A 26,430-nucleotide genomic window follows, 5' to 3' on the forward strand; every position below is an offset into this window, starting at 1 on the left:
CTTGATTTCCGCGGACCGAAGGTCGAAACGTGATCGGGCCGATTGTACCCAAACGTCTCTAAAACGGGACGCAAATTGGCTGAAGTTAGGCCAAAGCAAGGTTAAACCCTTATGTAGCAAGCTTGCTGGCGATCTCTTCAATGAGATAAGCTTGTCTACGAAATGAGACAAGCATAATAAAACGATAGCCGGAGACAGCGACAGCATGATGAACGACTGGGCGGGCCTTCCCGCCACCTACGGCGACGTACTGCGCCGGGCGATGGATTCGCTCTTCCGCACATTCGAAAATTTCAGCGAAGGCACATTCATCGTGGATGCCGACGCGCGCGTGGTCTGGATCAACAAGCGCTATGCGGCGCGCTTCGGTTTTTCGGACCCGGAGCAGGCCATCGGCCGCGATTGCGAAGCGGTGATCCCGAACAGCTTGATGCGCGAGGTCGTCGTCACCGGCAAACCGATTCTGCTCGATATTCTGGAAACGGACCGCGAACCGCTCGTTGTGACGCGTTTGCCGCTGAAGGACGATGCGGGAGTCACGGTGGGCGCCGTGGGCTTCGCGCTCTTCGACGAACTGAAGGCGCTGACGCCGCTCTTTTCCCACTACTCGCGCGTGCAGGAAGAGTTGATCGCGACGCGCCAGTCGCTCGCGCAGGCGCGGCGGGCCAAATATACGTTCGGCAGTTTCGTCGGCACGAGCGCGGCCAGCCTCGAAGTGAAGCGCCAGGCGCGCCGCGCGGCGCAGCTCGAGTCACCGGTGCTGCTGCTCGGCGAAACCGGCACCGGCAAGGAGTTGCTTGCACATGCCATCCACGGCGGGTCGGCGCGCGCAAATCAGCCGCTCGTGACGGTCAACGTCGCGGCGATTCCCGACACCTTGCTCGAAGTCGAATTCTTCGGCGCCGCGCCCGGCGCCTACACCGGTGCGGACCGCAAGGGGCGCGTCGGCAAGTTCGAGCTCGCGAACGGCGGCACGCTGTTTCTCGACGAAATCGGCGATATGCCGCTGCCTTTGCAGGGCAAGCTGCTGCGCGTGTTGCAGGACAAGGAGTTCGAACCGTTGGGCTCGAACCGGATCGTGCGCGCCGACGTCCGGATCATCGCGGCGACGTCGGCCGATTTGCCCGCGCTGGTCGCGGCGGGGCGCTTTCGCGCGGACTTGTTCTATCGGCTGAACGTGCTGACGATCCATGCGCCGCCATTGCGCGAGCGAGCCTCCGATATCGAGGCGCTGGCTTACGCCATGCTCGAGGATCTGTCGACCCAGGCGCGTGGCGCCAGTCACTTCGAATTGCAGGATGACGCGCTGCGGCTGCTGTGTTCGTACGGCTGGCCTGGCAACGTGCGCGAATTGCGCAACACGCTGGAGCGCGCGGTGATGCTGTCCGACAGCGAGCGGATCGATGCCCGGGCGCTCGCGCCGTTTATCGGCCCGGCGCACGGCGGCGGGCATCGTCCGACTGCGTCCTTGCCCGAGGCGCTTTCGCCGCTGCCCGCTGCGGGCGCGCAGGCTGGCGCGCCTGAACCGGCCTCGTGGAGCGAGGCGATGGCGGCCTTTGAGAAGCGTTTCCTGAGCGACGCTTTGCGCGCCAACGGCGGCCGCGTGATCGAGACGGCGAACCAGATTGGCATGGGCCGCGCGACACTCTATAAGAAGATTGCGGCATACGGCATCGACGTGTGACAACGTTCGTCGATGGCGATTGACGCAGCGTAATTGACGCGTGGCACAATCGCGTGATCGAAAAACAAGACGTGATCGGGGTTTCAAATGAAACGCAGTCTCTCCTTCTTCGCGCGCCGCGCCTGCGCCACGCTGGCGGCCGGCGTGATGGTCGCGTTGAGCGGTTGCAGCAGCAGCGCGCCGCTGTTTCTGCCGGACGGTCGCGCGACCACGCTGGTGCAGTGCCCCGCCGGTTCCGACTCCTGCTCGCAGCAGGCCAGCGCGGGTTGCGGCGGCGCATTCGATGTCGTGCGCCAGTCCACGGAGAATGGCACGCTGAACCTGATTTACGCCTGCCGGGCGAAATAACGGCTCGCCGGCGCGAAGACCGGCGCGACCAACGCCTTAAGCATCTTTCCTTCAGCCCGCGGTTCGGCAACGAATGCGGGCGTCTCGCTCGCCGCACCGATTTCAGCCGCGCGCGGCAAACTGGTTCACGCGTTGCTTCATGGTCGTCACGATAAGCGTATGGCCGTCATAAAGACCTGTATCTAATGCGGGTTCTCTCCGCGTCTATGATGCGAAATGGGTAATTAATGCCGCGCTTCACATTATTTTTCTTGTCGCCGGGCGCAATTAAAAACGCCGCAATTTTCATCGTTTAGCCAAGTCGGTGCGGCACCCAACGGAACGCGAAGTTTAGCCGCAGTACTCTCTTGCCAGTGGCTCAGGATTCAAGTGGCAAGGAGGTTTTGCCGGTTTGATCGCTATTGCGGGAAGTGTTAGGAAGGATTTTCCGTTCAGCCGAAAACGGAAGTTTTTGCGGCACGCTTTATGCTTCGATTTACGCATTGAAAATAGTTCAACGAGTAATCCGGGGAAAGCAATGAATCATCATCAACTCGAAAAAGATATTGAACATCTCGAACACGTAATCTCGCATATCTCCGCTGAAGACCGCATCCCGCTGTCTTATTGGCGAAACCGTATCGATTCCGTTTCCGGCGCGGCCCTGGTGCCGTCGCAGGCGACCCGCATCAAGCGGCTCAACGCCGCGCTCTCGGCGCTGGAGCGACGGCAGAAAGCCTGAACGCCTGCGCAGTGGACGGCAGTGACGTACCCTTCGATCGGCTAACGTTTTCTGCAAAAATAAGGGAACGTAACGGCCACGCACCGTACGTGGCGTAGCGCATTGTCTCGACACGGTGCAAGCCGCGTCTTTTGATGCGCACGCGCTAACGGCGTCCAGGCGGCGGATGTGCGCCCACCGCGGACGGAAGGCGCGCGTCAGGCAAGGGCGCGCAGGTCGCCACCTCCATCCACTGATTCAGGACAAACATGCAACCAGCAGGACTTTCCGCGTCTCGGCTGACGGCGCTGACCAACGCCATGCAAGGCTATGTGGAACGCGGCGAAGTGGCGGGCGTGGTGTCGATGGTCTGGCGGCGCGGCGAGATCGGTTATTTCGAGCCGCTCGGCTGGCGTGACGAAGCGGCGCAGTTGCCGATGGAGCGCGACACGCTATTTCGCATTGCTTCCATGACCAAGCCGGTGACCAGCGCGGCGATCCTGATGCTGATCGAAGAAGATCGGCTCGCCCTCGACACGCCGATCTCACTCTGGTTGCCCGAACTGTCCGCGCCGCGCGTGCTGCGCGACCCCGCCGGCCCGCTCGACGAAACCGATCCCGCCAGAGCGTCGCTCACCGTGCTGGATCTGCTGACGCACCGCGCCGGCTTCGCCTATCACTTCACTGCAACCGGACCGCTGGCCGAAGCTTACGCCGACGCCTTCAACGGTTTTGAAGCGCGCATGGACGGCAACGCCTGGCTTGCCCGCATTGCGGGTTTGCCGCTGATGTTCCAGCCCGGCTCGCGCTGGCACTACGGCATCGCGACCGATGTCCTCGGCGTGCTGATCGAACGCGTGAGCGGAATGTCGCTCGGCGAGTTTTTCCGGACGCGGATTTTCGAGCCGCTCGGCATGCGCGATACCGCTTTCTGGGTGCCTGACGCGCAACTCGCCCGGCTGGCCACGGCTTATGGCGTCGAACAGGGCACGCGGCGGCGTATCGTCGAGGACCATCCGTCGTCGAGCCGGTGGGCGAATTCGGACCGTTTCCAGAGCGGCGGCGGCGGGCTGGTTTCGACGGCGCAGGACTATCTGCAATTCGCGCAACTGCTGCTTGGCCGCGGACGGGTCGGCACGACGCGTTTGCTGTCGCACCGCTCGGTCGATCTGATGCGCTCGAATTTTCTGACGCGCGACCAACGCCGCGTGTCGGCCTTCGGTCATGCGCTGTGGGCAGGCCAGGGGTTCGGCCTCGGCGTGTCCATCGTCGACGATCCGGCGCAGCAGTTGCCGCTCGGCTATCGCTCGATGGGCTCGTTCGGCTGGCCGGGTGCGTATGGCACCAGTTGGTTCGCCGATCCGGTGGAAGACCTGATCGGTCTGATGCTGATTCAAAGGCGCTCCGTCGAACCGTTTTCAATGACAGTGGACTTCGAACGCCGCGTGTACGATGCAATTGACGATTGAGCGAACCGGCCGCGTCCGGGCCAGCGTCTTTTAAGCGTGTTATCCGCTCGCGGTGTCGGGCTTCTCTATCCGGCAATTTATTCGTCTGATAGTGTCCGCACTTCAGTTCTCGTCAAAATGATCGGAGTACCCGTCATGGCCTCGTACAAGCAGTTGACTGCCCAGCTCGAAAAACTCCACAAGGAAGTCGCGGCGGCACGCGAGAAGGAAGTTGCCCAGGCGATCGCCGAGATCAAACAGAAGGTGGCCGAGTACGACCTGACTGCTGAAGAACTGGGTTTCACGAGCAAGGGCACCGCAGCCCGCAAAACGCCGTCGGTCGCCAAGTATCGCAACCCGAAAACCGGCGAGACCTGGAGCGGCCGCGGCCGTTCGCCCGCCTGGCTCGTAGGCAAGAATCGCGAGCGCTTTCTGATCGAAGGTTGAAGTGCTTCGGCGCATGACGTGCGCGTGAGTCATGCACCGGATTGTCTAAAGTGATGTCGCGGGCGGTTTTTCTCGCACCGCTGAGCAGGTCCCGAAAACGCTCACCTTTCGCGTGAACCTGTCGCGTGAGTCGTGGCCTTGGTCACGTGGCCAACTCAAAGCCTGGTTGCTTCGGTGAGCCTGGTTTTATCGAATTACGCACCTTGCGGCAAGCTTGCCGCGGCAGGCCGCCGTGACTGACCCACTTCCTCCGAAAGCCGTGCCAGCCTTTGCTGGCGGGCGTTCCCAGGCTCTGCGAAGAATCGCTGCAGCCGACCCTTAAGTTTCTCTTAGCTGCATCTAACGCATTCGACGCTGTGCAGACTTTCGCTGCGCAGGTGCGCGACTAATGGTCGGCACGCTCACCGTTTGCTGCGATTCGAGGACGCACATGCTGTGGTCCCGAAAACCCTCACCTTTGCGCTTCCCGATACGCGCAGGCCACTGCGCTCGGGACTAACCCGGAGTTGAGTTCCTCTCATACCCCGCATCAAAACTCATCGATACGTGGTCGCGGATGCCGAACGTCACAATCGGTCATCCACTCACCTCGACGGAAAGACCATGAGCGCATCGACGGACAAACAACTCTTTATCGGCGAAGGATTCGAAGGCCCCGGCGTCAATCTCGCGCACATCAACGTGCTGGTCGGCCCGCGCAACGGTCCGGCCGGGCAGGCCTTTGCTACCGCATTGGCGACGCCTTCGGCGGGCCACGCGCCGTTCGTCGTGATTGCGCGCCCGGGCGTGCCGACCAAGCCGCTCACGCTGTATGTCAACAAGGCGCAGATCGGCAGCGACTTCCACGGCAACGCGACGTGGGGCGCCTCGCAAGCCGGCATCGCGAAGGCGGTGGCCGAGTCGCTGGAGAACGGCACGCTGCCGCCCGAAGCGGAAAACGACTGGGTGGTGGTGTCGGCGAACTGGGTCAACCCGTCGACCGACAATCTCGACGCCGTCTTCGAGAACAACTACCGCGCATGCAAGAACGCAATCCTCGCGGCGATGAAGGGCCTGCCGCATCGCGATGAAGTCTTCGCCGCCGCGCGCGACGTATCGAACCCGTTCTACACACCGAAGCAACGTTAATGGCACGCAGCGCGGCCGGTGAGTGCTCATGCGCAACTAACCGTCCGCGCTGCCGGATGCGATCAGGAAGGAGACACGCACTATGGAATACATTCGCCTCGGCCAATCCGGTCTGAAGGTTTCGCGTCTGTGCCTCGGCACGATGAACATGGGCACGCCGCAATGGAAGCCGTGGATTTTCGACGAAGCGCAAAGCGAGCCGATTGTCCGTCATGCGCTGGAAGCAGGCGTCAACTTCATCGACCTCGCCGATTTCTATTCGACCGGCGTGGGCGAAGAAGTGGTCGGCCGAATTCTGAAGCGTCTCGCGCGACGCGAGGAAATGGTCGTGGCCACCAAGGTCGGTTATGACATGGGCGCGTATCAGAACGCCGGCGGCCATTCGCGCAAGCACATCATGGACGGCATCGACGGTTCGCTCAAGCGCCTCGGCATGGATTACGTCGACATCTACATGCTGCATTTTTTCGACGTGAATACGCCGGTCGAAGAAACCATGGGCGCACTCAACGATATCGTGCGCGCCGGCAAGGCTCGCTATATCGGCGTCTCGACCATGTACACATGGCAGTTCGCCAAGATCATGCAGGTCTGCGAGCGCAACGGCTGGCATAAGCCGATCAATATGCAATTGCAGTTGAACCTGGCGTACCGCGAGGAAGAGCGCGAGATGATTCCGTATTGCCAGGATCAGGGCGTCGGCGTGTCCGTCTTCAGTCCGCTGGCGCGCGGGCTGCTCACGTGCGATCCGAATTCGACACGCAATCAGACTGACTTCTTCACCGCGCAAATGTACGGCGATGTGGCTTCGCGCGAGATTGCAGCGTCGGTGGCGCGCGTGGCCGCGCGGCGTGGCGTTTCGGCCGCACAAATCGCGCAGGCGTGGGTGCTGAACCACGGCGGCGTCGCAAGCATGCTGGTCGGTGCGGATACGCCGGCGCAGTTCGACAGCGCGCTCGCCGCGCTCGGCACGACGCTTTCGGCGGACGAACTGTTCGAGCTCGAACGCAACTACACGCCGTGCGATCTGATCAACGACTACACCGCAGGCAAACGCATTGCGCGCGAAGCGCGCTTTGCACAAGGCGTGTTCGTCGAAACCCTGGAGAAGGCCGCATGAACGAATTTCTTCGCACGGGGCATTACATTGGCGGCGAGTGGTACGAAGGCGCCGACACATATGCCGTGCTGAACCCCGCGTCCGGCGAGGTCGTCGCCCAAGTGGCCAAAGGCGGCGCGGCGGAAACCGCGCAGGCCATCGCGGCTGCCGAGCGTGCGTTTCCCGCATGGCGTTCGCTGACTGCAAAGGAACGTAGCGCCCGCGTCAAACGTTGGGGCGAGTTGATGCTCGAGAATCGCGACGCGCTTGCCGAATTGCTGACGCTCGAGCAAGGCAAGCCACTTGCAGAAGCGCGCGGCGAAGTCGGCTATGCGGCCAGTTTCTTCGAATGGTTCGCGGAAGAAGCGAAGCGCGCGTACGGCGACGTGATCCCGAGTCCCAATCCGAACGCGAAGATCATTGTGACGCGCGAACCGGTCGGCGTGGTCGCGGCAATCACACCGTGGAATTTCCCGCTCGCCATGATTACGCGCAAGGCCGGCCCCGCGCTCGCGGCCGGCTGCACGATGGTGCTCAAGCCATCGGAAGAAACGCCGTTGTCCGCGTTTGCTTTGGCGGTACTGGCCGGGGAGGCAGGCATTCCGCCCGGCGTATTCAACATCGTGTCCGGCGATGCCGTGGCGATCGGCGGCGCGCTCACGGAATCCGACGTGGTGCGCAAGCTGTCGTTCACCGGCTCGACGCGTGTCGGCAAGCTGCTGGCGAAGCAGTCGGCGGACACGCTGAAGAAGCTGTCGCTCGAACTCGGCGGCAACGCGCCCTTCATCGTATTCGACGACGCGGATCTCGACGCCGCCGTGCAAGGCGCAATGGCGTCGAAATTCCGCAACACCGGGCAGACGTGTGTGTGCGTCAATCGCTTCTACGTGCAGGACGGCATCTACGACGCGTTCACGTCCGCGTTGACGCAAGCGGTGCGTAAGATGCGCGTCGGCAACGCGTTGCAAGGCGAGGTCGAACAAGGTCCGCTGATCAACCAGGCCGCGCTGAAGAAGGTCGAAACGCACGTGGCCGATGCATTGGAGAAGGGCGCGAAGATCTTGACCGGCGGCAAGCCGCACATGCTCGGCGGCACCTTCTACGAGCCGACCGTTCTGGTCGACGCCAACAATTCAATGCTGATCGCCGAGGAAGAAACCTTCGGACCGGTAGCCGCGTGTTTCCGTTTCAAGACCGAAGCGGAAGCCATCGCCGCGGCTAACGACACACCATTCGGCTTGTCCGCATATTTCTACACACGCGACCTGGCTCGCGCGTGGCGCGTCGGCGAAGCGCTGGAAAGCGGCATGGTCGGCATCAACGAAGGGATTCTGTCCACCGAAGTCGCGCCGTTCGGCGGCGTCAAGCAATCGGGTCTCGGCCGCGAAGGCTCGAAGTACGGGCTCGATGAATACACCGAACTGAAGTACATGATGATGGGCGGCCTCGGACGCTGATCTTCACACGGCGCGTCCGCCGTACGTCATGCACACGCATGACTCACCGGCGGACGACGCAATCGGGCGCGCGGCAACACGCCGGCCACGCCCGGCGATCCATACTAACGAAGGAGACAGCGTGAGCAATCAGGATATGCAGGCGGCCACTCTCGGCCTCGCCCCCACTTTGCCGGCGGCAGCGGCATCCGCGCACGGCCCCATTCCTCTCGACGACGTTCCACTGAACGCCTTTCACGTCAAGATCGCCGGGCTGACGTTCGGCGCGCATTTCACTGAAGGTTTCGCGCTCGGCACGATCGGCTATGCGCTCGCGTCGCTGAATCGCCAGATGCCGCTCGACGCTTTCTGGATGGGCATGATCGGCAGTTCCGCGTTGATGGGCATTTTTATCGGCAGTCTGGTGTTCGGCTGGCTGTCGGACCGCATGGGACGCCAGAAGATTTTCTTGCTGAGCTTTCTGATCATCACAGCGGCCGCATTCGCGCAGTTCTATGTGCGCTCGCCGCTCGAACTGTGTTTGCTGCGTGTGTTGATCGGCTTCGGCATGGGAGGCGATTTTGCGGTGGGCCATGCGATTCTCGCGGAATTCTCGCCACGCAAACATCGCGGGACCTTGCTTGGCTCGTTCAGCGTGGTGTGGACGATCGGCTACGTGGTGGCGAATGTGCTCGGCATGCACTACGCCGATGCCTCGCCGGATGCATGGCGCTGGTTGCTGGCATCGGCGGGTGTGCCGGCGTTGATCGTTCTCGTGTTGCGCATGGGCACGCCGGAGTCGCCGCGCTGGCTGCATGGCAAAGGCCGCACGGCGGAAGCGAAGTCGATCGTGCTGAAGCACTTCGGCGCGAACGTCATTCTGGATGGCGGTCACGATGAGCACGCGCGATCGGCGGGCGGTTTCATGCGTCTGTTCAAGGCGGATCTGATCCGCCGCACGATTTTCAATTGTGCTTTCTTCGTGTGTCTCGTCATTCCTTACTTCGCCGTTTATACGTTTTTGCCGACCATTCTGAAGGCGATTCATTTGAACAACGATTCGAGCGCGGATTTTCTGTTGAACGGGTTTCTCGTGCTCGGCGCGTTGATCGGCATCTGGTTGACGATCAAACTTCCGCGGCGCGTGTTCCTGATCGGCTCGTTTGCGGTGACGTGCGTTTCGCTGATCGCGTTGAGTTTGCTGCCGGAGTCGGCGACGCTCGGCATGATCGTCGCGTTTGGGATTTTCACGCTCACCATGTCGGCGTTCTCGAATCTCGTCGGCGTGTTTCCGCCCGAGTGTTTTCCCACCGAGGTGCGCGCGTGCGGCGTCGGGTTGGCGATTGCGTGCAGTCGTCTCGGCTCGGCGATCGGAACGTTTCTGCTGCCGCTCGGCATCGTGCATCTGGGCTTCCATATCACGATGATGGCGCTCGCGGCGGTGCTGTTGATCGGCATGGTGGTGTCGATTGCGTGGGCGCCGGAAACGAAGCATCTGACGTTGAACGAAGCTAGCGGCGCTTAACGCGCGCTAACGCTGTAAAGAACCCGCCGCATCGGCAACGATGCGGCGGGTTCTTTTTGTTTTGGACCGCCTGAAAGTCAAGGCGAGCGAACGGAAAAACCTGCTTTTCATTCAACTCGACGGACTACCCGCTGAAATCTGGGATTTTTCTTAATCTACCGTCTCCGATTCAACTGCCGTTGGCAATGTGATTCCCGGTGCGGCTCAGAGATTCACCATCATTGGAAAGTGTTCCCTGAGTACGCTGTTCAACAAACCGATAGTCGCTTGCCCAGGGAGCGGAACAGCGGTGTCCGGCATGACGGGGGTTTATCCAACGAACGTCGCGTGGGTTGGCATGAGGATGCGCGATGCTAACGGCAAACCGATGGTCGGATCCTCTCGCGACGATCAACCCGGCGATGTTTCCGACGGCCGGCTCAGTCGCCGCAAAGACACCGTTTTCTCTGGGCCTCAACTGCCAGTCCGGCGTGAAGGTCTCGGTGACCTTCAGTTCGACGTCGGGCAATTCTGGCGTCGCCTCAGTCCTGGCGAACGCAGGTTCGGCAACGGGCATCGGTGTTCAATTGCTGGATGCGTCGCAGTCGCCGATTACACTGGATGTGGCACTTCCGCTTACGTCGAGCACGACAGGCAATATGTCGTTTCAGTTTTTCTCGCAGTACTACCGGCTGGGTGTTGCGCCCGTGGTTGCCGGAACGGCTCGGGCGACAGCTATCTTTACGATGAGTTATCAATAGCCAGGCCGCGCGCCTAAGCCGTTTTCACTGCGGGATTCCATCTGTCCCCGCGCAGACGTGTATCATTCGTCCCGGCGCTGTTCCAACCCGGCATCCCCGCACTATTTACCGCTAACGCGCGGCGTCTGCCGCCGCGTGGCCCGGATCCGCCGCGCGAGCCGCGTCTACCCGTCCGTTTCCCCTCCCGGCGTGCTTTGCCAGGTGGAACGGAAACGCAAACCGCCGCCCGCCGTGGCCGGCAGTGCCCGAACCCTATTTGTCGCCAGACCCGATGTCAGTCTCTGAACTCAAACGCCGCCGCACGTTCGCGGTCATTTCCCACCCGGACGCGGGTAAGACCACGCTCACCGAAAAGCTGCTGCTGTTCTCGGGCGCGATCCAGATCGCCGGCACCGTGAAGGGCCGCAAGAGCAACCGCTACGCGACGTCCGACTGGATGGAGATCGAAAAGCAGCGGGGCATTTCGGTGGCGAGCTCGGTGATGCAGTTCGAGTACGGCGACGCCGTCATCAATCTGCTCGACACGCCGGGCCACGAAGACTTCTCTGAAGACACGTATCGCGTGTTGACCGCGGTCGACGCCGCCGTCATGGTGATCGACGGCGCGAACGGCGTCGAAGCGCAAACGCTCAAGCTGCTCGAAGTCTGCCGCAGCCGCAAGACACCGATCGTCACCTTCATCAACAAGCTTGACCGCGAAGTGCGCGAGCCGCTGGAACTGCTCGACGAAATCGAACAGCATCTGGGCGTGGCCGCCGTGCCGTTCACGTGGCCGATCGGCATGGGCAAGGAGTTTCAGGGCGTCTACGACATCCAGCGCGACCAGGTGCGCCTGTTCCGCGCCGGGCAGGACAAAGCGGGCGGCGAAGTCGAAACGCTGCAGGCGCTGAGCGACGAGGAAGGCGAACGCCGCTTCGGCCATAGCTGGGTCAAGGCGAAAGAAGAGATCGATCTGATCACCGGCGCGACGCCCGATTTCGATCGTGAGCAGTTCCTGGCCGGCCAGCAGTCGCCGGTGCTGTTCGGCTCGGCGATCAACAACTTCGGCGTGAAGGAAATTCTGGATGCGCTGGTCGATCTGGCGCCGCCGCCGTCCATGCGTATGACGGTGCAGCGTCCGGTTATGCCGGACGAGCCGAAATTCACCGGCGTCGTGTTCAAGGTGCAGGCGAACATGGACCTGGCGCACCGCGACCGCGTGGCGTTCATCCGCGTGTGCTCGGGACGTTTCGAGCGCGGCATGGCCGTCAAGGTGACGCGTTCGAACAAAACCTTCCGCGCTAACAACGTGGTGACGTTCCTGTCGCAGCGTCGTGAGACGGTGAGCGAAGCGTATCCGGGCGACATCATCGGTATTCCGAATCATGGCACGCTGAGTCTCGGCGATACGCTGACCGAAGGCGAGCAGTTGCAATTCGTCGGCCTGCCGTTCTTCGCGCCGGAAATTTTCCAGACCGTGGAAGTGGTCGATCCGATGCGCGCCAAGCAGCTCGGCGAGGCGCTCAAGCAACTCGGCGAAGAAGGCGCGATTCAGGTGTTCCGTCCGGAAGTGGGCGGCCTGATGATTCTCGGCGCGGTCGGGCAACTGCAGTTCGAAGTGGTGTCGCACCGTTTGTCGACGGAATATAAGGTCGACGTGCGCATGGCGCCGGCGCGTTATCGCATGTCGCGCTGGGTGACTTGCGACGATGCAGCCGAGCTGCGTCGCTTCACCGATTCGTACGCGGCACGGATCGCGCTCGACGCGTCCGACGCACCGACGTATCTGGCCTCGCACGTATCGGAAATCGAAGTCGCGCAGAAGGCGTGGCCGAAGATCGTGTTCAACGAATTGCGCGAGCACTCGGGCGCGCCGTTCAAGAAGGCGATGTAAATCCGCCGCGCTGGTCCCAAGCGCAAAGCAAGGCAACGCAAATCAGAAGGCCTCGTCGAAAAACGAGGCCTTTTGCATTGACGCCCATACGGCTGCCGACAAAAATCATCAACGCTCACCCCAGCTTCAACACTTCTTCCCGCATCCACCCCGCCAGCGCCTGCACATGTTCGAGCCCCACATGCCGCTGGGGAATATCGAGCCAGTACCCGAACGGCCCGCTCACTTCGACATCGGAAAACTGCGCGAGACTGCCGTCCGCCAGTTCCTCGACGATCATATTCCGGTCGACGACCGCCAGCCCCGCGCCTTTACTTGCCGCGCGAATCGCCTGCTCCAGCGTCGAGAACTCGATGCCGTTGTCCGCGTAACGCGCGGGCATGCCCGCCTTGGCCAGCCAGTTAGGCCACAATTCGAGCCGGGCGTCATTGTGCAGCACGTGTAGCGCCGGCATGCGTTCGAGCAGCGTGTCGAGCGGTTGACCGAGCAGGCGGGGCGCGCCCACGAGCACGTGGCGCTCCATCATCAGCAATTCGGAGTGCGCATCCGGCAGCGCCTGGCGGCCGAAGCGAATCTGGCAGTGAAAGTCGCCGTGCGCCTCGGTGCGAACAGATAATTCGACGTCAGGCAATTCCACCGCGAGCGAACCCAGCCGCGGCGAAAACCATTGCGTGGCGAAAGTGGGCGGCAGAGCGAGCACGAGACGCCGCCGCCCCTTGGCGGCCGTGATTTGGCGGTAGCCACGCTCGATCGTGTCGAAGGCTTCGGACAGGCATGGCAGCAATTGCAGGCCCGCCTGTGTGAGACGGATGCCTTTGTGGTCGCGCTCGAACAGTTTCGCGCCGAGCGATTCTTCGAGCAGCTTGATTTGCCGGCTCACCGCGCCTTGGGTCACGCACAGCGCAATGGCCGCGCGATTAAAGCTCATGTGACGAGCAGTTTCTTCGAAGAAGCGCAACGCGATCAGCGATGGCAAGCGCCGCATAAATCACCTTCTGTTACTTTTAATCGTGCGCGATTCGGCCGGAAGATGGTCGGACTGCGGACTCTGGTTGTGCTGCGTCGCCAGCCGCGCGTTTGTCTCCTGCACGCGCGATCCGAACCGCCATCGGCCGGCGATTTTTCAACCGGAAGCGGCCATCGTGGCGGCCGGAAGATTGTCGCATTGGCGCCCGTCGTTTTGCTTGATCTCGATAAGAAATATCCGTGGCGGGCCCTGAGCCGTCGACCGCGACCGGGATGCCTACCCGGCGTTCGAGGAGAAGCGCCGCGCGAGCGCTCAACTTCGCCTATGCTGACGAGACGCGCCCGGCCGCCGAGCCGGCTCGCCTTCCCCCGTCTTCGGAGCGCCCGTGACCGTTCGCAATCTCGACGCCTTGTTTCGACCCAAATCCGTCGCCGTGATCGGCGCTTCCGAGCGGCCCGGCAGCACCGGCGCGATGGTGTGGGCGCGCGTGCTGGAAGGGGGCTTCGAAGGCCCGCTGTGGCCGGTCAATCCGAAATACGAAACGCTCGGCGACCATGCCGTGATCGGCGACCCCGGCGACCTGCCGGAAGCGCCCACGGTCGCGCTGATCTGCACGCCGCCGGCGACGTGGCCGGGCATCATCCACAAACTCGGCGGCTTGGGCACGCGCGCGGCGATTATCGTCGGCGAGGTACGCTGCGATGAAGACCGGCTCGCGCTGCGGCACGCGCTCTCGGCCGCGCGCCCGAATCTGCTGCGGATCGTCGGGCCTGGCAGTCTCGGCGTGGTGTCGCCGGCATTGCGCGCGCATCTGGGCGCGCCGTCGTGCACGGTGAAGGCGGGCGGCGTCGCGTGGGTGTCGCAGTCGAACGCACTGACCAATGCCGTGCTCGGCTGGGCGCATGCGCGCGGCCTCGGCTTCTCGCACGCCGTGGCGCTCGGCGGCGAAGCGGACGTGGACGCGGGCGACGTGCTCGATTATCTGGCTAGCGACCCCGGCACGCGCGCCATCCTGCTCGAACTGGATACCGTGCGAGCGGCGCGCAAGTTCATGTCGGCGGCCCGCGCGGCGGCGCGCAACAAACCGGTGCTGGCGCTACGCTCCGGCCGCGCCGATCCTGCGGACGGCCTCTATACCGCAGCGTTCCGCCGCGCCGGCATGGTGCGGGTCGATGCGCTCGACGATCTGCTCGACGAGATCGAGACGCTCGGCGTGGGCCGTGTGGCGGCGGGCGCGACGGCCACGCTGATTACGAGCGACAGCGGCTTGGCCACGCTCGCCTGCGACGCCTTTGCCGCGGCTGGCGACACGCTCGCGCCGTGGCCCGATGAAGCGTCGGATGCCTTGAAGCAGACTTTGCCGTACGCGGTCGGCGGCAATCCGCTGCAACTCGGCGACGACGCGCGTCCTGAGCATTTCGGCACCGCGCTCAAACTGCTCGCGGATCATCGCAGCACCGGCACGGCCTTCGTGGTTCACGCGTCGACGCATGGCGCGCCAGTCGGCGAAGTGGCGCAGGCCTTGATCGCGAATCAGCGTTTCGCTTATCGCGGCTTGCTCGCGTGCTTTTTCGGCGGCGTGGATGCCGCCACGCGCGACGCGCTGCACGCGCAGGGCATCCCGGTTCATACGACGCCGCAGCGCCTCGCGCGCGCCTTCGCACGGCTGCTCGATTACCGGATGGGGCGCGAACTGCTGATGCAGACGCCGGAGGGCTTGCCGGCGCAAATTCCCGAATGCATCGACGCGGCGCAAGCTCAGGTGCGCGCGGTGCTCGGCGCAGGTGAGCACCAACTAACCGGCGAGGCGGCGGCGCGGTTTCTGGGGCGTTTCGGGTTGCGGGTGGAAGCGGGAAGCGGAAGTGCGAGCGAGGGCGGGGCGGCGGACGCTGCGCGAGACGTCGCACGGGGATCGGCGCAGGGTGCCGCGACAGACTCCGCGCAAGGACAGCGGCAGGAACCAGCGTTGGGCGCTACGGCTGGTTTCGCGCAAGGACAGGGGCAGGGCCAGGAGGAGGCGCCGGGCGCTACGGCTGGTTCGGCGCAAGGGCGAAGTCAACAGCAAGCGAGCGCGCAACGCGCTGTGAAAGCCTCAACAGTAGCTTCGGCTGCACCGCAGTCGCCGGACTGCCCGGAAGGAAGCGCGGACTCGTCTACCAGACCCGTCGTCGATATCGCTGTCGAACTCCACGATAACGACAACTTCGGCCCTGTCTTCAGCTTCACGGCGCCATCGGCTGACGGTGTGTCCGAATCGCTGCGCGTCTACGGCCTGCCGCCGCTCAATCCGATGCTCGCGCGCGACATCGTCACGCGTTCGCCGTACGCGCGGCTGGTTGCGCCGGAGCCGGCGCTGGCCGCACTGACGGCGCTCTCGCAAGCCGTCTGCGACGTCAAGGAACTCGTCGGTCTTGCGCTGACGCTTAGGGTGTACCGCGATCACGTGATAGTCGTCGATCCCACGCTAACCGTCGCGCCGACGCGCAGCCGCCTCGCGATCATGCCGTACCCGCGCCGCTTCGAAGAGACGCTGGACTGGCAGGGTACGCGGGTGACGGTGCGGCCGATCCGTCCGGAAGACGAGGCCGCGCACCATGACTTCGTCGAAGCGATGACGCCCGAAGATTTGCGCCTGAGGTTTTTCGGCGCGGTGGGCAGCTTCGACCACTCGCAGCTCGCGCGCATGACGCAGATCGACTACGACCGCGAAATGGCGCTGATCGCCACCGTGCAAAGCGAAGAAGGCTTCACCCGGACGCTGGGCGTGGTGCGCGCGGTCGCCGATCCCGACAACGAAACCGCTGAGTTCGCGGTGGCGGTGCGCTCGGATCAGAAGGGCCGGCGCCTCGGCCAGTTGCTGATGGACCGGATTATTAAATATGCGCGGGTGCGCGGCATCCACTGGCTGGTCGGCGAGGCGCTGCGCGAAAATACCCCGATGATCGGACTCGCCAAAGCCTGCGGTTTCACGATTACGCGGACGGAGGATCCGGGTGTGGTCGGGTTCAGGATGGCGCTGGATGAGCCAGCGGCTAACTGACCGAGCGAGGCGGCGGTAAGAACGGTCGGGGAGGAAATTTCGGGAGATCGTGTTAACGCATGTCGACGTCGCGGCGAACTTTTGAGCTGGCCGTAGTGGGTGCCACTCATTCCGCATACCGACAAAAACCACTAAATCTTCAGACGTTTCTCAAGCCTTGTAAAAGGGAGCTTACATAGACTCTTACAGTCAGATTACTTTCTGGCTCCGAGTATCCGCATAGGTGTATCCAGCGAACTGTTGCTCGGGTGGGATTTTATTTAGCTCTCTTAACAGGTCAACAAATGAATCACAAGAAACGTACCCGCGAGACTCACCAGGGCACGGGGAAACCAGGCTACCGGCTGGCGCTCGTGCCGGCAATGTTGATGGCGGCGTTGGGCTGCGCCAATACCGCTTGGGCCGTCGACGGCGGTGTCGTGGCAGCGGGCGCCGGCGCCATCAAAACGCAGGGCAACAAGACGACCATTTCGCAATCCAGCGACAAGATGATCGTCAACTGGAAGAACTTCAACATCGGTAAAGACCAATCGGTGATCGTCAATCAGCCGGGCGCCACCTCGGCTGTGCTCAACCGTGTGACGACCGCGGACGCGACGCAGATCGACGGCGTGCTGAAGGCAAACGGCCGGGTGTTCGTGGTCAATCCTGCCGGTGTGGTGTTCGGCAAAAGCGCCAAGGTCGATGTGGGAAGTCTGGTGGCTTCGACGCTCGACGTGACCGACCAGCAGTTTATGGATGGCGGCAAGCTAGGCCTGAACGGTAGCAGGAACATCAATCTCTTTTCGCGCGGCGGCGAAGGCAAGGTCACGAATAACGGTCAGTTGACCGCGCAGGAATCGGTGATCCTGTTAGGCACTCAGGCCGCCAACTACGGCACGATCCGCGCCAAGGACGTGACACTCGGTGCAGCAAATGGCGTGGCGATGCAGATGAACGATTCGGCCTTTGGGGTCATGCTTGGCCGGCAGGCGCAGAATGCGCTGGCGGCCAACTATGGTGTGATCGCAGCGAAGGGCGGCGACGTCAATCTGTCCGCGGCGGCCACTGGCGCCATGCTCGCCACTGTCGTTCAGAACACAGGGACGATTGAGGCGACCAGTGCGTCGTCGGGTAAAGGCGGCTCCATCACGCTGGGTTCCGAACTCGACGGCAAGATCGGTGTGGGTGGCCGTCTGACAGCTGACAAGGCTATCAGGATCGTTGCCTCACCGATGGCCTATGTCGATTCTCCGTTCGACGCATCCACGCAACCTGACGGCGGATATTACGGACTCACGGGCCACGATATCACGGTGGAGTCAGGCGCAAAGCTGCACGCGGCGACCGGCGACGTCAGAATCGACACAGCGGGCGGTAATGTCAGCATGAATGGCCAGATTGACGCAGGCAGCGCCGCTATCAGCGCCGATCGCGGCATCGTTGCCACGAACGGCGGGATTAACGCCGACCGTGTGTCGCTGACGGGTGGCGTTATTGACATCAATGCGCCGATCCGCGCGGGGAGCCGCGTAGATGTTTCCGCTGACGGCGATGTGAACCAGCATGCGGACGTGAAGGCAACTACCGGTTCGGTCAACGTGGCCGGCATCAATATCATCCAGGCCGATGGCGTCAAAACCTCGGGCGATACCAGCGTCTCGCTGATATCGAGGTCGGTTCGGCCGCATACGGTGACCACTGGTCAAATCCGCGTGGCGAATGTCACTGGCAAGACCATCAATATCAACGGCGGCGACATCACGCTGGCGGGGGATCTGAAGGCAGACAATGACATCGCGGTTAGATCGCTACGAGGCAGCATTCCGTGTCAAGGAGAGATTTGCATTGCCGTGATGCAAGGTGGCCACCTGGTCCAGACAGGCAACGTGACCAGCCGCAACGGCAACGTTACATTGAACGCCGCAACCACTGTCTCGCAGCAGCCCTCGTCCCTTACCAAAGCCGGTAACGACGTCACGCTTAAAGCCTTCGACGTTCAAACCGGCCGCATTCAGGCCGGCAACAAGATTGCTGTCGATGCGTACGCGGCGCATATCGGCGGCAAACTGACGGCCCGCGAAATCAGCCTGCCGGCCAACACAGAGAACACGGACGACAACATCCGCATTAAGGCCAAGTCCGCGAACCTGTAATAGCAAGCGAGCGTGATGACGCACTTGAACGGTCCTTCATCACGCTAGTTGCAATCTTCCCCAAGCCGGGCAGGCAAGCCGACGTAACGAAGGGAGAGGCGTGCATCGCCTCTTCCTTTCTGACTGCGTAGTCGCAAACCTTCCTCATTCCAGATTCATGCGTCAGCACGGCTCTCATGAGCCTCTGCTGGCATTTATATTTCCAGCCCACTCATCGTGAAAGCCGTTCACCGATATCGGCCTGTACGCCGTCGTTTTGGTGTCGCATGGCTGCCATTACTCGGCGCGACCGCATGGCACACTGCCGCGCAAGCCTACGAGCCGACGAATGCCGGCTCACTGCTTCGGCAAAATCCCGAACTGACGCGCGGAGTCGGCACCGAGCCCGGAATCGACCGATCGGCGCCAACACAGTCTTCAACCCCACCCGAACCCACACCCGAAAACGGCGAGCTTTCATTCGCCGTCCATAGCTTCGACTTTGGCGGTGCGCTGTCCGCAGAGGAAGAACAACGCGCCGACGAATTCCTTGCGCCGTGGCGCGGGCGTAACGTCACGCTTTCGCAATTGCGCGTGCTGCGTGACGCGCTTACCACTGTCCTGTACCACGGCGGCGATTCTCTCGTGCGCGTCATCCTGCCGCCCCAGACAGTGACGGACGGCGTCATACACTTCGAGATCACGCGCGGCCACGTCGAATCGGTCAATGTCGAAAACAGCTCCGACGTGGCGACCAAACGGCTCAGGGAGATCCTCGAAAGCACCAGCAACGGCGCGCCTTCGCTGCGCGATATCGAGCGCAACGCACGCCTTGTCGAGGACATTCCCGGCATCGGCTCGGCGACATCCACGTTATCAGCGGGAACGCAGCCGGGCGGCACGGTTGTCACGGTCGACGTGGCGCCGGGCGATCGCTACTACGGCGCGGCGAGCGTCGATAACGCGGGCTCGAGGCAAGCGGGCTGGCGCAGATTCGGCCTGACTGGTGGCGTCAACAATATGCTGGGACTAGGCGATCAGTTGCAGGCTACGGTCTATCTGACGCCGCGCTTCATGCAGACCAAGGCAGGAGAAGACGGGCAAACCCGCCTGGGCCGCATTTCCTACGACATGCTCACGGGCCTGGGCGCGAGTCGTGCTGGTATCGCGTACTCGCACGTGGATTACCGGCTCGGCGAAATGTTCACGGGCTTGGGTACGGGATCGGCCAATGTCGTCAGCATTTACGGCGTCGAGCCGTTGATCCGTTCAGACTCCGCGAGTCTCGATCTCGGCGCCAATCTCGACCTCAAACGTTCCAGCGACGAAAAGTTCGACAACGTGCTCCAAACTAGCCAGCGCAGTTTCGTTGCATCGGTGCGGGCTGACGGCGCCCTGGCTGGTGCAATCATTGAGCGGCGCAATGTGATCCAGTACAGCGCGGTCCTCAGTCGCGGCACGGCAAAGCAGAGTGAATTCGACTATTCAAACAGCGCGCCCATGCTCGGCAGCCGACGATTCGACTTCTACAAGGCCGAACCAGCCATCGCCTACGTCCAGGCCATTACGCCGACCATCCGCGCGACGGTCCAGATGCGTGGGCAATGGGCCAGCCGCAGTCTCGACAGCTCGGAGCGGATGGGCCTCGGCGGTCCCTCGGCCGTGCGCGCCTACGATCAGAATGCGGCCTCGGTCGACGACGGCCTGATCTTCTCGATCGCCGCGAGCAAATCCATACGCAGTTTGCCGGGTGCCGCCGTGCAGGTGTTCTATGACGATGCACGAGGCAGAACACGTCAGGATGGTCCGATACCGGGCGCCTTCGTGCGATTGCAAGGGTATGGCATCGGCGCGAGCTACAGCGGCAAGCGTGTGGCCGCGCAATTGAGTTACGCGATGCGCGCGGGGCATCCCTTGGCGCAAACGGCTCGGCAACAGACGTGGGTTACGGTATCAACGGTCTTCTAGCGGGATCGAATGGCGGCGACAACGCCCACCCACCACACCCGCGCTCAAAAGAAAAAGGCGGCACGGAGCCGCCTTTCTTGTCATACGCGTATGGAGTGCCACCCGCGATAACAGGGTTCTCAGACTTACGCCGCGAGTTTCTCCGCAGCGGCGTCGACCTGATCACGCGTCACCGCCAACTCCTCCAACCACGCGTCCCCATAAACCGCCCCCGTCTCACGTTCCAAACGCGCAATCGTCGCCGCGCAACGGCTCGCATCCTTCGGCGTCGCGATAAACGACTTCACCGATTCACCCGCCTTGAAGGCATCGAACAACGGCACGCGAATATCGTCCGGCAGCGCGCGCGTCGTCCATTGATACGGCTTGCCGTTGAACGTGAATTGCGGCGGCAGCACCCGCTCCTTCTTCGCGGCCGGAATCAGGCCGTACGTGCGCGCGGCTTCGCCGATCTGCTCCGGCGAAAACAGTTCGTCCGGGCTGATGTCGAATTGCTGAATGAACGTCTCGATGCTTTGCATCGCCGCCGCGCGGTCGTCGCGGCGCTTTTGCGCATGAGCGACGATGTCGCGCAGTTCGTCGGCTTCTTCAGGCGTGATCGTGAAGCTCGACTGCTTCTGCTGGAGTTCGGAAAAACGCTGGAATTCGGAATCGGTCAGAAGTTTCGCCATTGCTTATCGATGAGCGCGCATGAGCGAACCCATGCGGCGTGATTTTTGAGAGGGTCGCCATTCTAAACCATGTGCGCGAGGCGTCGAATTTCGACGAGCCGCCGCGCGGGTTCGCTTGCCCGCATGGCACGCTAGGCGGCGTTCTCGTGAAACATCGACAGCGCCTGGACCGTCTCGCGCAAGAGCGCGGTGGCGGCTTCAAGCGTCGGCGCGACGTATTCGTCGATACGCCGCAAATATGGACAGGTGAGGACCGCGATCGCCTGACCGGAAGGACCCTGGATCGGAAACGTGACGTCGGTCACGCCGAACGTCTGCTGGCTGTCCTTCTGCGAAAAACCCGCCGTGCGAATCCGCTCGCAGGCCTGCTCGAGCGCGGCGCGATCGATGGTGACCTCGCCCTTCACCTTGGTGTGTTCGGCCAGCATCTGTTCGCGCTGCTCGATGCTTTGAAACGCCAGCATCACGCGGCCCGAACCCGTATCGATCAGGCCGACGCGCGAACCGAGCCGCACCGAGATGCCCCACGTACCGGGTCCATCCACCTGCGCGATCACCAGCAGATTGCCGCGGTCGTACACCACGAGGTGACACGACTGTTCGGCAGCGTCGGCAAAGCGCTGCATGAGCGGCAGTGCTTCGGAGATCAGACGGTTCATCGGCGGATGACGGTGGGCGAGCGCGTACAGCTTGAGGCTGAGCGAATACCGGTCGCCCGCCGCCGAGCGCACCACGTACTGACGCGCGACCAGCCGTTCGAGCATGCGATACATCTCGCTCGCATTGCGTCCGAGCAGCTTGGTGATTTCGGCGCGCGTCAGTCCTTCCTTCTGCTCGGCGAGCAGTTCGAGGATGTCGAGGCCTTTGTCGAGCGCCGGGGCGCGGTAGCGGTCGGCGTCGTCTTTGTCGTCTGCGTCCATCGTGAGCGAGGTTCCTTGGGCTGTTCTCATTATGTGGCGCGTGAGTGTAAGTGCGTGACGAATCTCGTAGAGGCGGCGTTCGTCCAGGGAAAACACGGACGGTTAATGCAGTGTACATGCCTTGACTTAAAAAAGTCCGTATATGAATAATACGTTCATTGGTGAATGAGCGCACGCCAATACTCACACGAATCGATCAGAAAGCGCTGGACGAAGTGCCGGGCCCCGCAGCCGGGTTCACGCAGTTCCCACAACAACCATCGTGTATGAGATGGGAGTCAGTGCTAAAGCGCTGAGTCCCATCGACACAGGAGACAACCATGTCGTTCACGAAAGGGCCGCTCACGGCCCGCCGTTTGTTCCGCAGTTCGTTGTCCGCGGTTGCAGCCGCTGCGTGCCTCGCCGGACTCGGTGTGACGGGCGCCGCGCAAGCCGCCGACACCGGCAAGATCGGCCTCGGTCTGCCGCTGCTGACGTCGCCGTTCTGGCAGTCGTACAACAACTATCTGCCCAAATATGCGAAGGAGAGCGGCCTCGACATCCTCGCGCCGGTCAATTCGAATGGCGATCCTGTCCAGCAGATCACGGACATGAACAACCTGCTGAACCTCGGTGCGAAGGGCATCGTGGTCGGCCCGCTGGATTCGGCCGCGATCAGCCGTGCGCTCGACGCCGCCGCGGCGCGGAATGTGCCGGTCGTCGCCGTGGACGTCGCGCCCACGCAAGGCAAGGTCGCGATGGTGGTGCGCGCCGACAATCACGCGTACGGCGAGAAGGCGTGCAAGTACATCGGCGAGCACGTGAAGTCCGGCAAGGTCGTGCAGATCATGGGCGACCTGGCATCGGTCAACGGGCGCGACCGGTCTGAAGCATTCCGCTCTTGCATGAAAGGCTATCCTGGCGTGTCGGTGCTGGAAATTCCCGCAGCCTGGAAAGGCGACGTCGCGGCCACTGCGCTCGACAGCCTGCTGACCGCCAATCCCGACGTGAAGGGCATTTACATGCAGGCAGGCGGCGTCTATCTGTCGCCGACGCTGCAAACCTTGCGGCGCAAGCAGATGCTGTTTCCCGCCGGCGATGCGAAGCACGTCGTGATCGTCAGCAACGACGGCATTCCTCAGGAATTCGAGGCGATCCGCCGCGGCGATATCGACGCAACCGTGTCGCAGCCCGCCGACTCGTACGCGAAATACGGCCTGTTCTATATCAAGGCGGCGTTGGCAGGTCAGACCTTCAAGCCGGGCCCGACCGATCACGGCAGCAACATCATCCAGTTGGCGCCCGGCATTCTGGAAGACCAATTGCCCGCACCGCTCGTGACGAAATCGAACGTCGACGACAAAGCCTTGTGGGGTAACACGGTCAAATGAGCGAGCTCACGCCCTCCGTGCCCGTGGTCGAAGCGCTTGAGGTCACCAAACGCTTCGGCTCGACGGCCGCGCTGAACGACGTGAGCATCCGCGTGATGCCCGGCGAGTCGCATGCGCTCGTCGGGCGCAACGGCGCGGGTAAATCGACGCTGGTGTCGATCCTCACCGGCCTGCGCAAGCCCGACACCGGCGAGGTGCGTTTCAGCGGCGCGGCCGCGCCGTCGATCGCGAATCGCGACGCGTGGCGTGAGCGCGTGGCGTGCGTCTATCAGCATTCGACCATCATCCGCGATCTGAGCGTCGCGGAGAATCTGTTCATCAACCGGCAGCCGTTGCGCGGTGGCGTGATCGATTGGCAAGCCATGCGGCGCGACGCGCGCGCGTTGCTCGATCACTGGAAGATCGACGTGCGCGAAGATGCCCGCGCCGGCGATCTGTCAGTGGAAGCGCGGCAACTGGTGGAGATTGCGCGCGCGCTGTCGTACGGCGCGCGCTTCATCATTCTCGACGAACCGACCGCGCAGCTCGACGGCGACGAGATCAAGCGCCTGTTCCGGCGCATCAGCGAGTTGCAGCGCGAGGGCGTGACGTTCCTCTTCATCTCGCATCATCTTCAGGAAGTCTATGAAATCTGCCAGGCGGTGACGGTGCTCCGCGACGCGCGGCATATCGTCAGCGCGCCGGTTTCCGCGTTGCCGCGCGAGCAGTTGATCGAAGCGATGACCGGCGAACGCGGCGGTCTCGCCGTCGCCGATGCGGCGGCGCGCGCCGCGTTGCCCGCAGACACGGCGGTCGCGCTGGAAATTAAAGAACTGGCCGGCGCCGATTACGAAGGCGTGTCGTTCACTGTCAAACGCGGCGAAGTCGTCGGCTTGACCGGCGCGACGAGCAGCGGCCGCACGAGCGTGGCCGAAGCGGTTGCGGGTCTGCGTGCCGCCAAACGCGGCACGATCAGCGTGGACGGCGCAACCTTGCCGCCCGGCGATGTACCCGCGGCGCTCGCGCACGGCATCGGCTGTGTGCCGAAGGATCGGCATCACGAAGGCTTGGTGCTCACGCAATCGGTTGCGGAAAATGCATCGATGACGATCGCGCGCGTGCTCGGCAAGTTCGGCATCGCGCCGCCCGCGAAGAAGAACGCCTTCGGTCAGAAGATGATCGACGCGCTCGGCATCGTCGCGCAAGGTCCGGAGCATGTCGTGTCGGGTCTGTCCGGCGGCAATCAGCAGAAAGTGGTGATGGCGCGCGCGCTGGCCACCAATCCCAATGTGCTCGTGCTGATCGATCCCACCGCGGGCGTCGACGTGAAATCGAAAGAAGCGCTGCTCTCCGTCGTGGATCGCGTGCGCGAAGAGGGCAAAGCCGTGCTGGTCGTGTCCGGCGAGCTCGACGATCTGCGCACCTGTGACCGCGTGCTGGTCATGTTCCGTGGCCGTGTCGCGGCCGAATTTCCCGCGGGTTGGCAGGACCACGACCTGATCGCATCCGTTGAAGGAGTCAGTCTCCATGAAGAATAGTGTGCCCAGTCCTGCATTCGGCACCGCGCAAGCTGCGGCTCAGCCGCCGTTGGTCGCGCAGGCGTCACGCGGCAAACGCGCGCGCTCCGAACTCGCGCGTCTGCGCGAGTTGGCCTTGCTGCCCGCGCTAGCTTTGCTGATCGTGATCGGCGCGTTTGTCAGCCCGAGCTTTCTGACCAAAGCCAATCTGATCAGCGTGCTGGGCGCGTCGGCGGCGTTGGCGCTCGTCGTGCTTGCCGAATCGCTGATCGTGCTGACCGGCAAGTTCGACTTGTCGCTCGAATCGACGGTCGGCATCGCACCCGCCGTGGGCGCGATGCTGGTGATGCCGGCGGCGTCGGCGGGCTTCGGCATGCAATGGCCGGCGGCGGCCGGCTTGCTCGCCATTGTGGTGGTGGGCGCGGTGATCGGTTTGATCAACGGCTTTCTCGTGGTGCGCTTGCGGCTCAATGCGTTCATCGTCACGCTGGCCATGCTGATCGTGTTGCGCGGCATGCTGGTCGGCGCGACCAAAGGCGGCACGCTGTTCGATATGCCGCCGTCGTTCTTCGCGCTCGCCACCACTATCGTGCTCGGCTTGCCTTTGTCCGTGTGGCTCGCGGCGGTGGCGTTCGCGATTGCGGCCTTCATGCTGCGCTATCACCGGCTGGGGCGCGCGTTGTACGCCATCGGCGGCAATCCGGAAGCGGCGCGCGCGGCGGGGATTCGCGTGGAACGCATCACGTGGGGCGTATTCGTGCTCGGGAGCATACTTGCCTCGGTGGGCGGTCTGATCGTGACCGGCTATGTCGGCGCGATCAACGCAAACCAGGGCAACGGCATGATCTTCACGGTGTTCGCGGCAGCGGTGATCGGCGGCATTTCACTCGACGGCGGCAAGGGCACCATGTTCGGCGCGCTCACCGGCGTGCTGCTGCTCGGCGTCGTGCAGAACCTGCTGACGCTTGCCCAGGTGCCGTCTTTCTGGATTCAGGCGATTTACGGCGCGATCATCCTGGGCTCGCTGATGGTGGCGCGCCTCGCCAGCGGCGAAGGTCAAAACTAATGCGCACGCACCTCGGAGAACTCATTTGACCAACCGCCCATTGCAAACGGACTCACGCCTGATCCTGCTCAGCCCCGCCGACAACTGCCTGATCGCGGCGGCGCGTCTGGACTGCGGCACGCAAGTCGAGATCGAAGGCGAGCGCGTGACGCTCACCAAGACCATCGAACTCGGCCACAAGGTGGCGCGCCATGAACTTGCGAAAGACGACAAGGTGCTGCGCTACGGCGCAGTGATCGGTCACGTGACAGAAGCCGTGGCGCGCGGTGCGCATCTGCATACGCACAATCTCGAAAGCGATTACCTGCCGACGTACACACACGACGCGGGCCACGAATTCGTCCATCACTGATGTGGGCACAATGACGTGGCCTCGCGCCGCGCTGGATC

21 protein-coding genes are annotated in these 26,430 nt (G+C 62.9%); 17 read left to right on the forward strand and 4 right to left on the reverse strand.

Annotated elements, in window-relative coordinates; genetic code table 11:
* Positions 1–205 precede the first annotated feature (205 nt).
* The 9 genes from B0G74_RS42170 to B0G74_RS42210 all read left to right on the forward strand — a co-directional run bounded on the left by B0G74_RS42170 (position 206) and on the right by B0G74_RS42210 (position 9,815).
* Positions 206–1,684: a sigma 54-interacting transcriptional regulator gene (locus B0G74_RS42170; protein ID WP_132383496.1), complete on the forward strand. Its 1,479-nt coding sequence runs from the start codon at positions 206–208 to the stop codon at positions 1,682–1,684.
* Between the two features lie 87 nt (positions 1,685–1,771).
* Positions 1,772–2,032: a hypothetical protein gene (locus B0G74_RS42175; protein WP_132383498.1), complete on the forward strand. Its 261-nt coding sequence runs from the start codon at positions 1,772–1,774 to the stop codon at positions 2,030–2,032.
* Positions 2,033–2,549: 517 nt separating this feature from the next.
* The gene (locus B0G74_RS42180; RefSeq protein ID WP_132383500.1) at positions 2,550–2,753 is read left to right on the forward strand and encodes a hypothetical protein; all 204 of its coding nucleotides are present in this window, start codon (positions 2,550–2,552) and stop codon (positions 2,751–2,753) included.
* A gap of 248 nt (positions 2,754–3,001) precedes the next feature.
* The gene (locus B0G74_RS42185; protein ID WP_132383502.1) at positions 3,002–4,201 is read left to right on the forward strand and encodes a serine hydrolase domain-containing protein; all 1,200 of its coding nucleotides are present in this window, start codon (positions 3,002–3,004) and stop codon (positions 4,199–4,201) included.
* Between the two features lie 135 nt (positions 4,202–4,336).
* A complete protein-coding gene (locus B0G74_RS42190; protein WP_132383504.1) occupies positions 4,337–4,627 on the forward strand; it encodes an H-NS histone family protein in 291 nt (96 codons plus the stop codon).
* 603 nt (positions 4,628–5,230) lie between these two features.
* Positions 5,231–5,755 (forward strand): formaldehyde-activating enzyme, encoded by a 525-nt coding sequence (fae, locus tag B0G74_RS42195; RefSeq protein WP_132383506.1) that lies wholly within the window; start codon positions 5,231–5,233, stop codon positions 5,753–5,755.
* Positions 5,756–5,837: 82 nt separating this feature from the next.
* Positions 5,838–6,875, forward strand: a complete 1,038-nt coding sequence (locus B0G74_RS42200) for an aldo/keto reductase (RefSeq protein WP_132383508.1) — start codon at positions 5,838–5,840, stop codon at positions 6,873–6,875.
* Positions 6,872–8,311, forward strand: coding sequence for an NAD-dependent succinate-semialdehyde dehydrogenase (locus B0G74_RS42205; RefSeq protein ID WP_132383510.1), 1,440 nt, complete (start codon positions 6,872–6,874; stop codon positions 8,309–8,311). The genes B0G74_RS42200 and B0G74_RS42205 overlap by 4 nt, the downstream gene beginning before the upstream one ends.
* 121 nt (positions 8,312–8,432) lie before the next feature.
* The gene (locus tag B0G74_RS42210; RefSeq protein WP_132383512.1) at positions 8,433–9,815 is read left to right on the forward strand and encodes an MFS transporter; all 1,383 of its coding nucleotides are present in this window, start codon (positions 8,433–8,435) and stop codon (positions 9,813–9,815) included.
* A gap of 169 nt (positions 9,816–9,984) precedes the next feature.
* On the opposite strand, the gene B0G74_RS47250 is transcribed toward B0G74_RS42210, so the two are convergent.
* Positions 9,985–10,371: a hypothetical protein gene (locus B0G74_RS47250; protein ID WP_243658575.1), complete on the reverse strand. Its 387-nt coding sequence runs from the start codon at positions 10,369–10,371 to the stop codon at positions 9,985–9,987.
* Positions 10,372–10,826: 455 nt separating this feature from the next.
* Between B0G74_RS47250 and B0G74_RS42220 the strand changes: the two genes are divergently transcribed.
* Positions 10,827–12,428 carry a peptide chain release factor 3 gene (locus tag B0G74_RS42220; RefSeq protein ID WP_132383516.1) on the forward strand — a complete coding sequence of 534 codons (1,602 nt, stop codon included), beginning with the start codon at positions 10,827–10,829 and terminating at the stop codon, positions 12,426–12,428.
* A gap of 115 nt (positions 12,429–12,543) precedes the next feature.
* On the opposite strand, the gene B0G74_RS42225 is transcribed toward B0G74_RS42220, so the two are convergent.
* Entirely contained in the window at positions 12,544–13,413 is an 870-nt protein-coding gene (locus tag B0G74_RS42225; RefSeq protein WP_132383518.1) for a LysR family transcriptional regulator, read from the reverse strand.
* A gap of 367 nt (positions 13,414–13,780) precedes the next feature.
* On the opposite strand from B0G74_RS42225, the gene B0G74_RS47255 reads away from it, so the two are divergent.
* From B0G74_RS47255 to B0G74_RS42245, 3 genes are all read left to right on the forward strand, one after another.
* Complete coding sequence (locus B0G74_RS47255; protein WP_243658576.1) at positions 13,781–16,435, forward strand: GNAT family N-acetyltransferase; 2,655 nt, start codon at positions 13,781–13,783, stop codon at positions 16,433–16,435.
* Positions 16,436–16,803: 368 nt separating this feature from the next.
* On the forward strand, positions 16,804–18,570 hold the full coding sequence (locus B0G74_RS42240; protein WP_243658577.1) for a filamentous hemagglutinin N-terminal domain-containing protein: 1,767 nt from the start codon (positions 16,804–16,806) through the stop codon (positions 18,568–18,570).
* Positions 18,571–18,786: 216 nt separating this feature from the next.
* Positions 18,787–20,517 (forward strand): ShlB/FhaC/HecB family hemolysin secretion/activation protein, encoded by a 1,731-nt coding sequence (locus B0G74_RS42245; RefSeq protein WP_243658578.1) that lies wholly within the window; start codon positions 18,787–18,789, stop codon positions 20,515–20,517.
* 125 nt (positions 20,518–20,642) lie between these two features.
* Here the strand turns inward: B0G74_RS42245 and B0G74_RS42250 are convergent, their stop codons facing one another.
* A complete protein-coding gene (locus B0G74_RS42250; protein ID WP_132383520.1) occupies positions 20,643–21,188 on the reverse strand; it encodes a hypothetical protein in 546 nt (181 codons plus the stop codon).
* A 131-nt stretch (positions 21,189–21,319) separates the two neighbouring features.
* Complete coding sequence (locus B0G74_RS42255) at positions 21,320–22,108, reverse strand: IclR family transcriptional regulator (protein ID WP_132383522.1); 789 nt, start codon at positions 22,106–22,108, stop codon at positions 21,320–21,322.
* A 320-nt stretch (positions 22,109–22,428) separates the two neighbouring features.
* On the opposite strand from B0G74_RS42255, the gene B0G74_RS42260 reads away from it, so the two are divergent.
* The 4 genes from B0G74_RS42260 to B0G74_RS42275 are packed head-to-tail and all read left to right on the forward strand — an operon-like array spanning position 22,429 to position 26,392.
* Entirely contained in the window at positions 22,429–23,478 is a 1,050-nt protein-coding gene (locus tag B0G74_RS42260) for a sugar ABC transporter substrate-binding protein (RefSeq protein WP_132383524.1), read from the forward strand.
* The gene (locus B0G74_RS42265) at positions 23,475–24,995 is read left to right on the forward strand and encodes a sugar ABC transporter ATP-binding protein (RefSeq protein WP_132383526.1); all 1,521 of its coding nucleotides are present in this window, start codon (positions 23,475–23,477) and stop codon (positions 24,993–24,995) included. The genes B0G74_RS42260 and B0G74_RS42265 overlap by 4 nt, the downstream gene beginning before the upstream one ends.
* Entirely contained in the window at positions 24,985–26,040 is a 1,056-nt protein-coding gene (locus B0G74_RS42270; RefSeq protein ID WP_132383528.1) for an ABC transporter permease, read from the forward strand. The genes B0G74_RS42265 and B0G74_RS42270 overlap by 11 nt, the downstream gene beginning before the upstream one ends.
* A 25-nt stretch (positions 26,041–26,065) precedes the next feature.
* On the forward strand, positions 26,066–26,392 hold the full coding sequence (locus tag B0G74_RS42275; RefSeq protein WP_132383530.1) for a UxaA family hydrolase: 327 nt from the start codon (positions 26,066–26,068) through the stop codon (positions 26,390–26,392).
* Positions 26,393–26,430 lie beyond the last annotated feature (38 nt).

The sequence above is a fragment of the Paraburkholderia sp. BL9I2N2 genome, assembly GCF_004339745.1.
Taxonomy (GTDB): Bacteria; Pseudomonadota; Gammaproteobacteria; order Burkholderiales; family Burkholderiaceae; genus Paraburkholderia.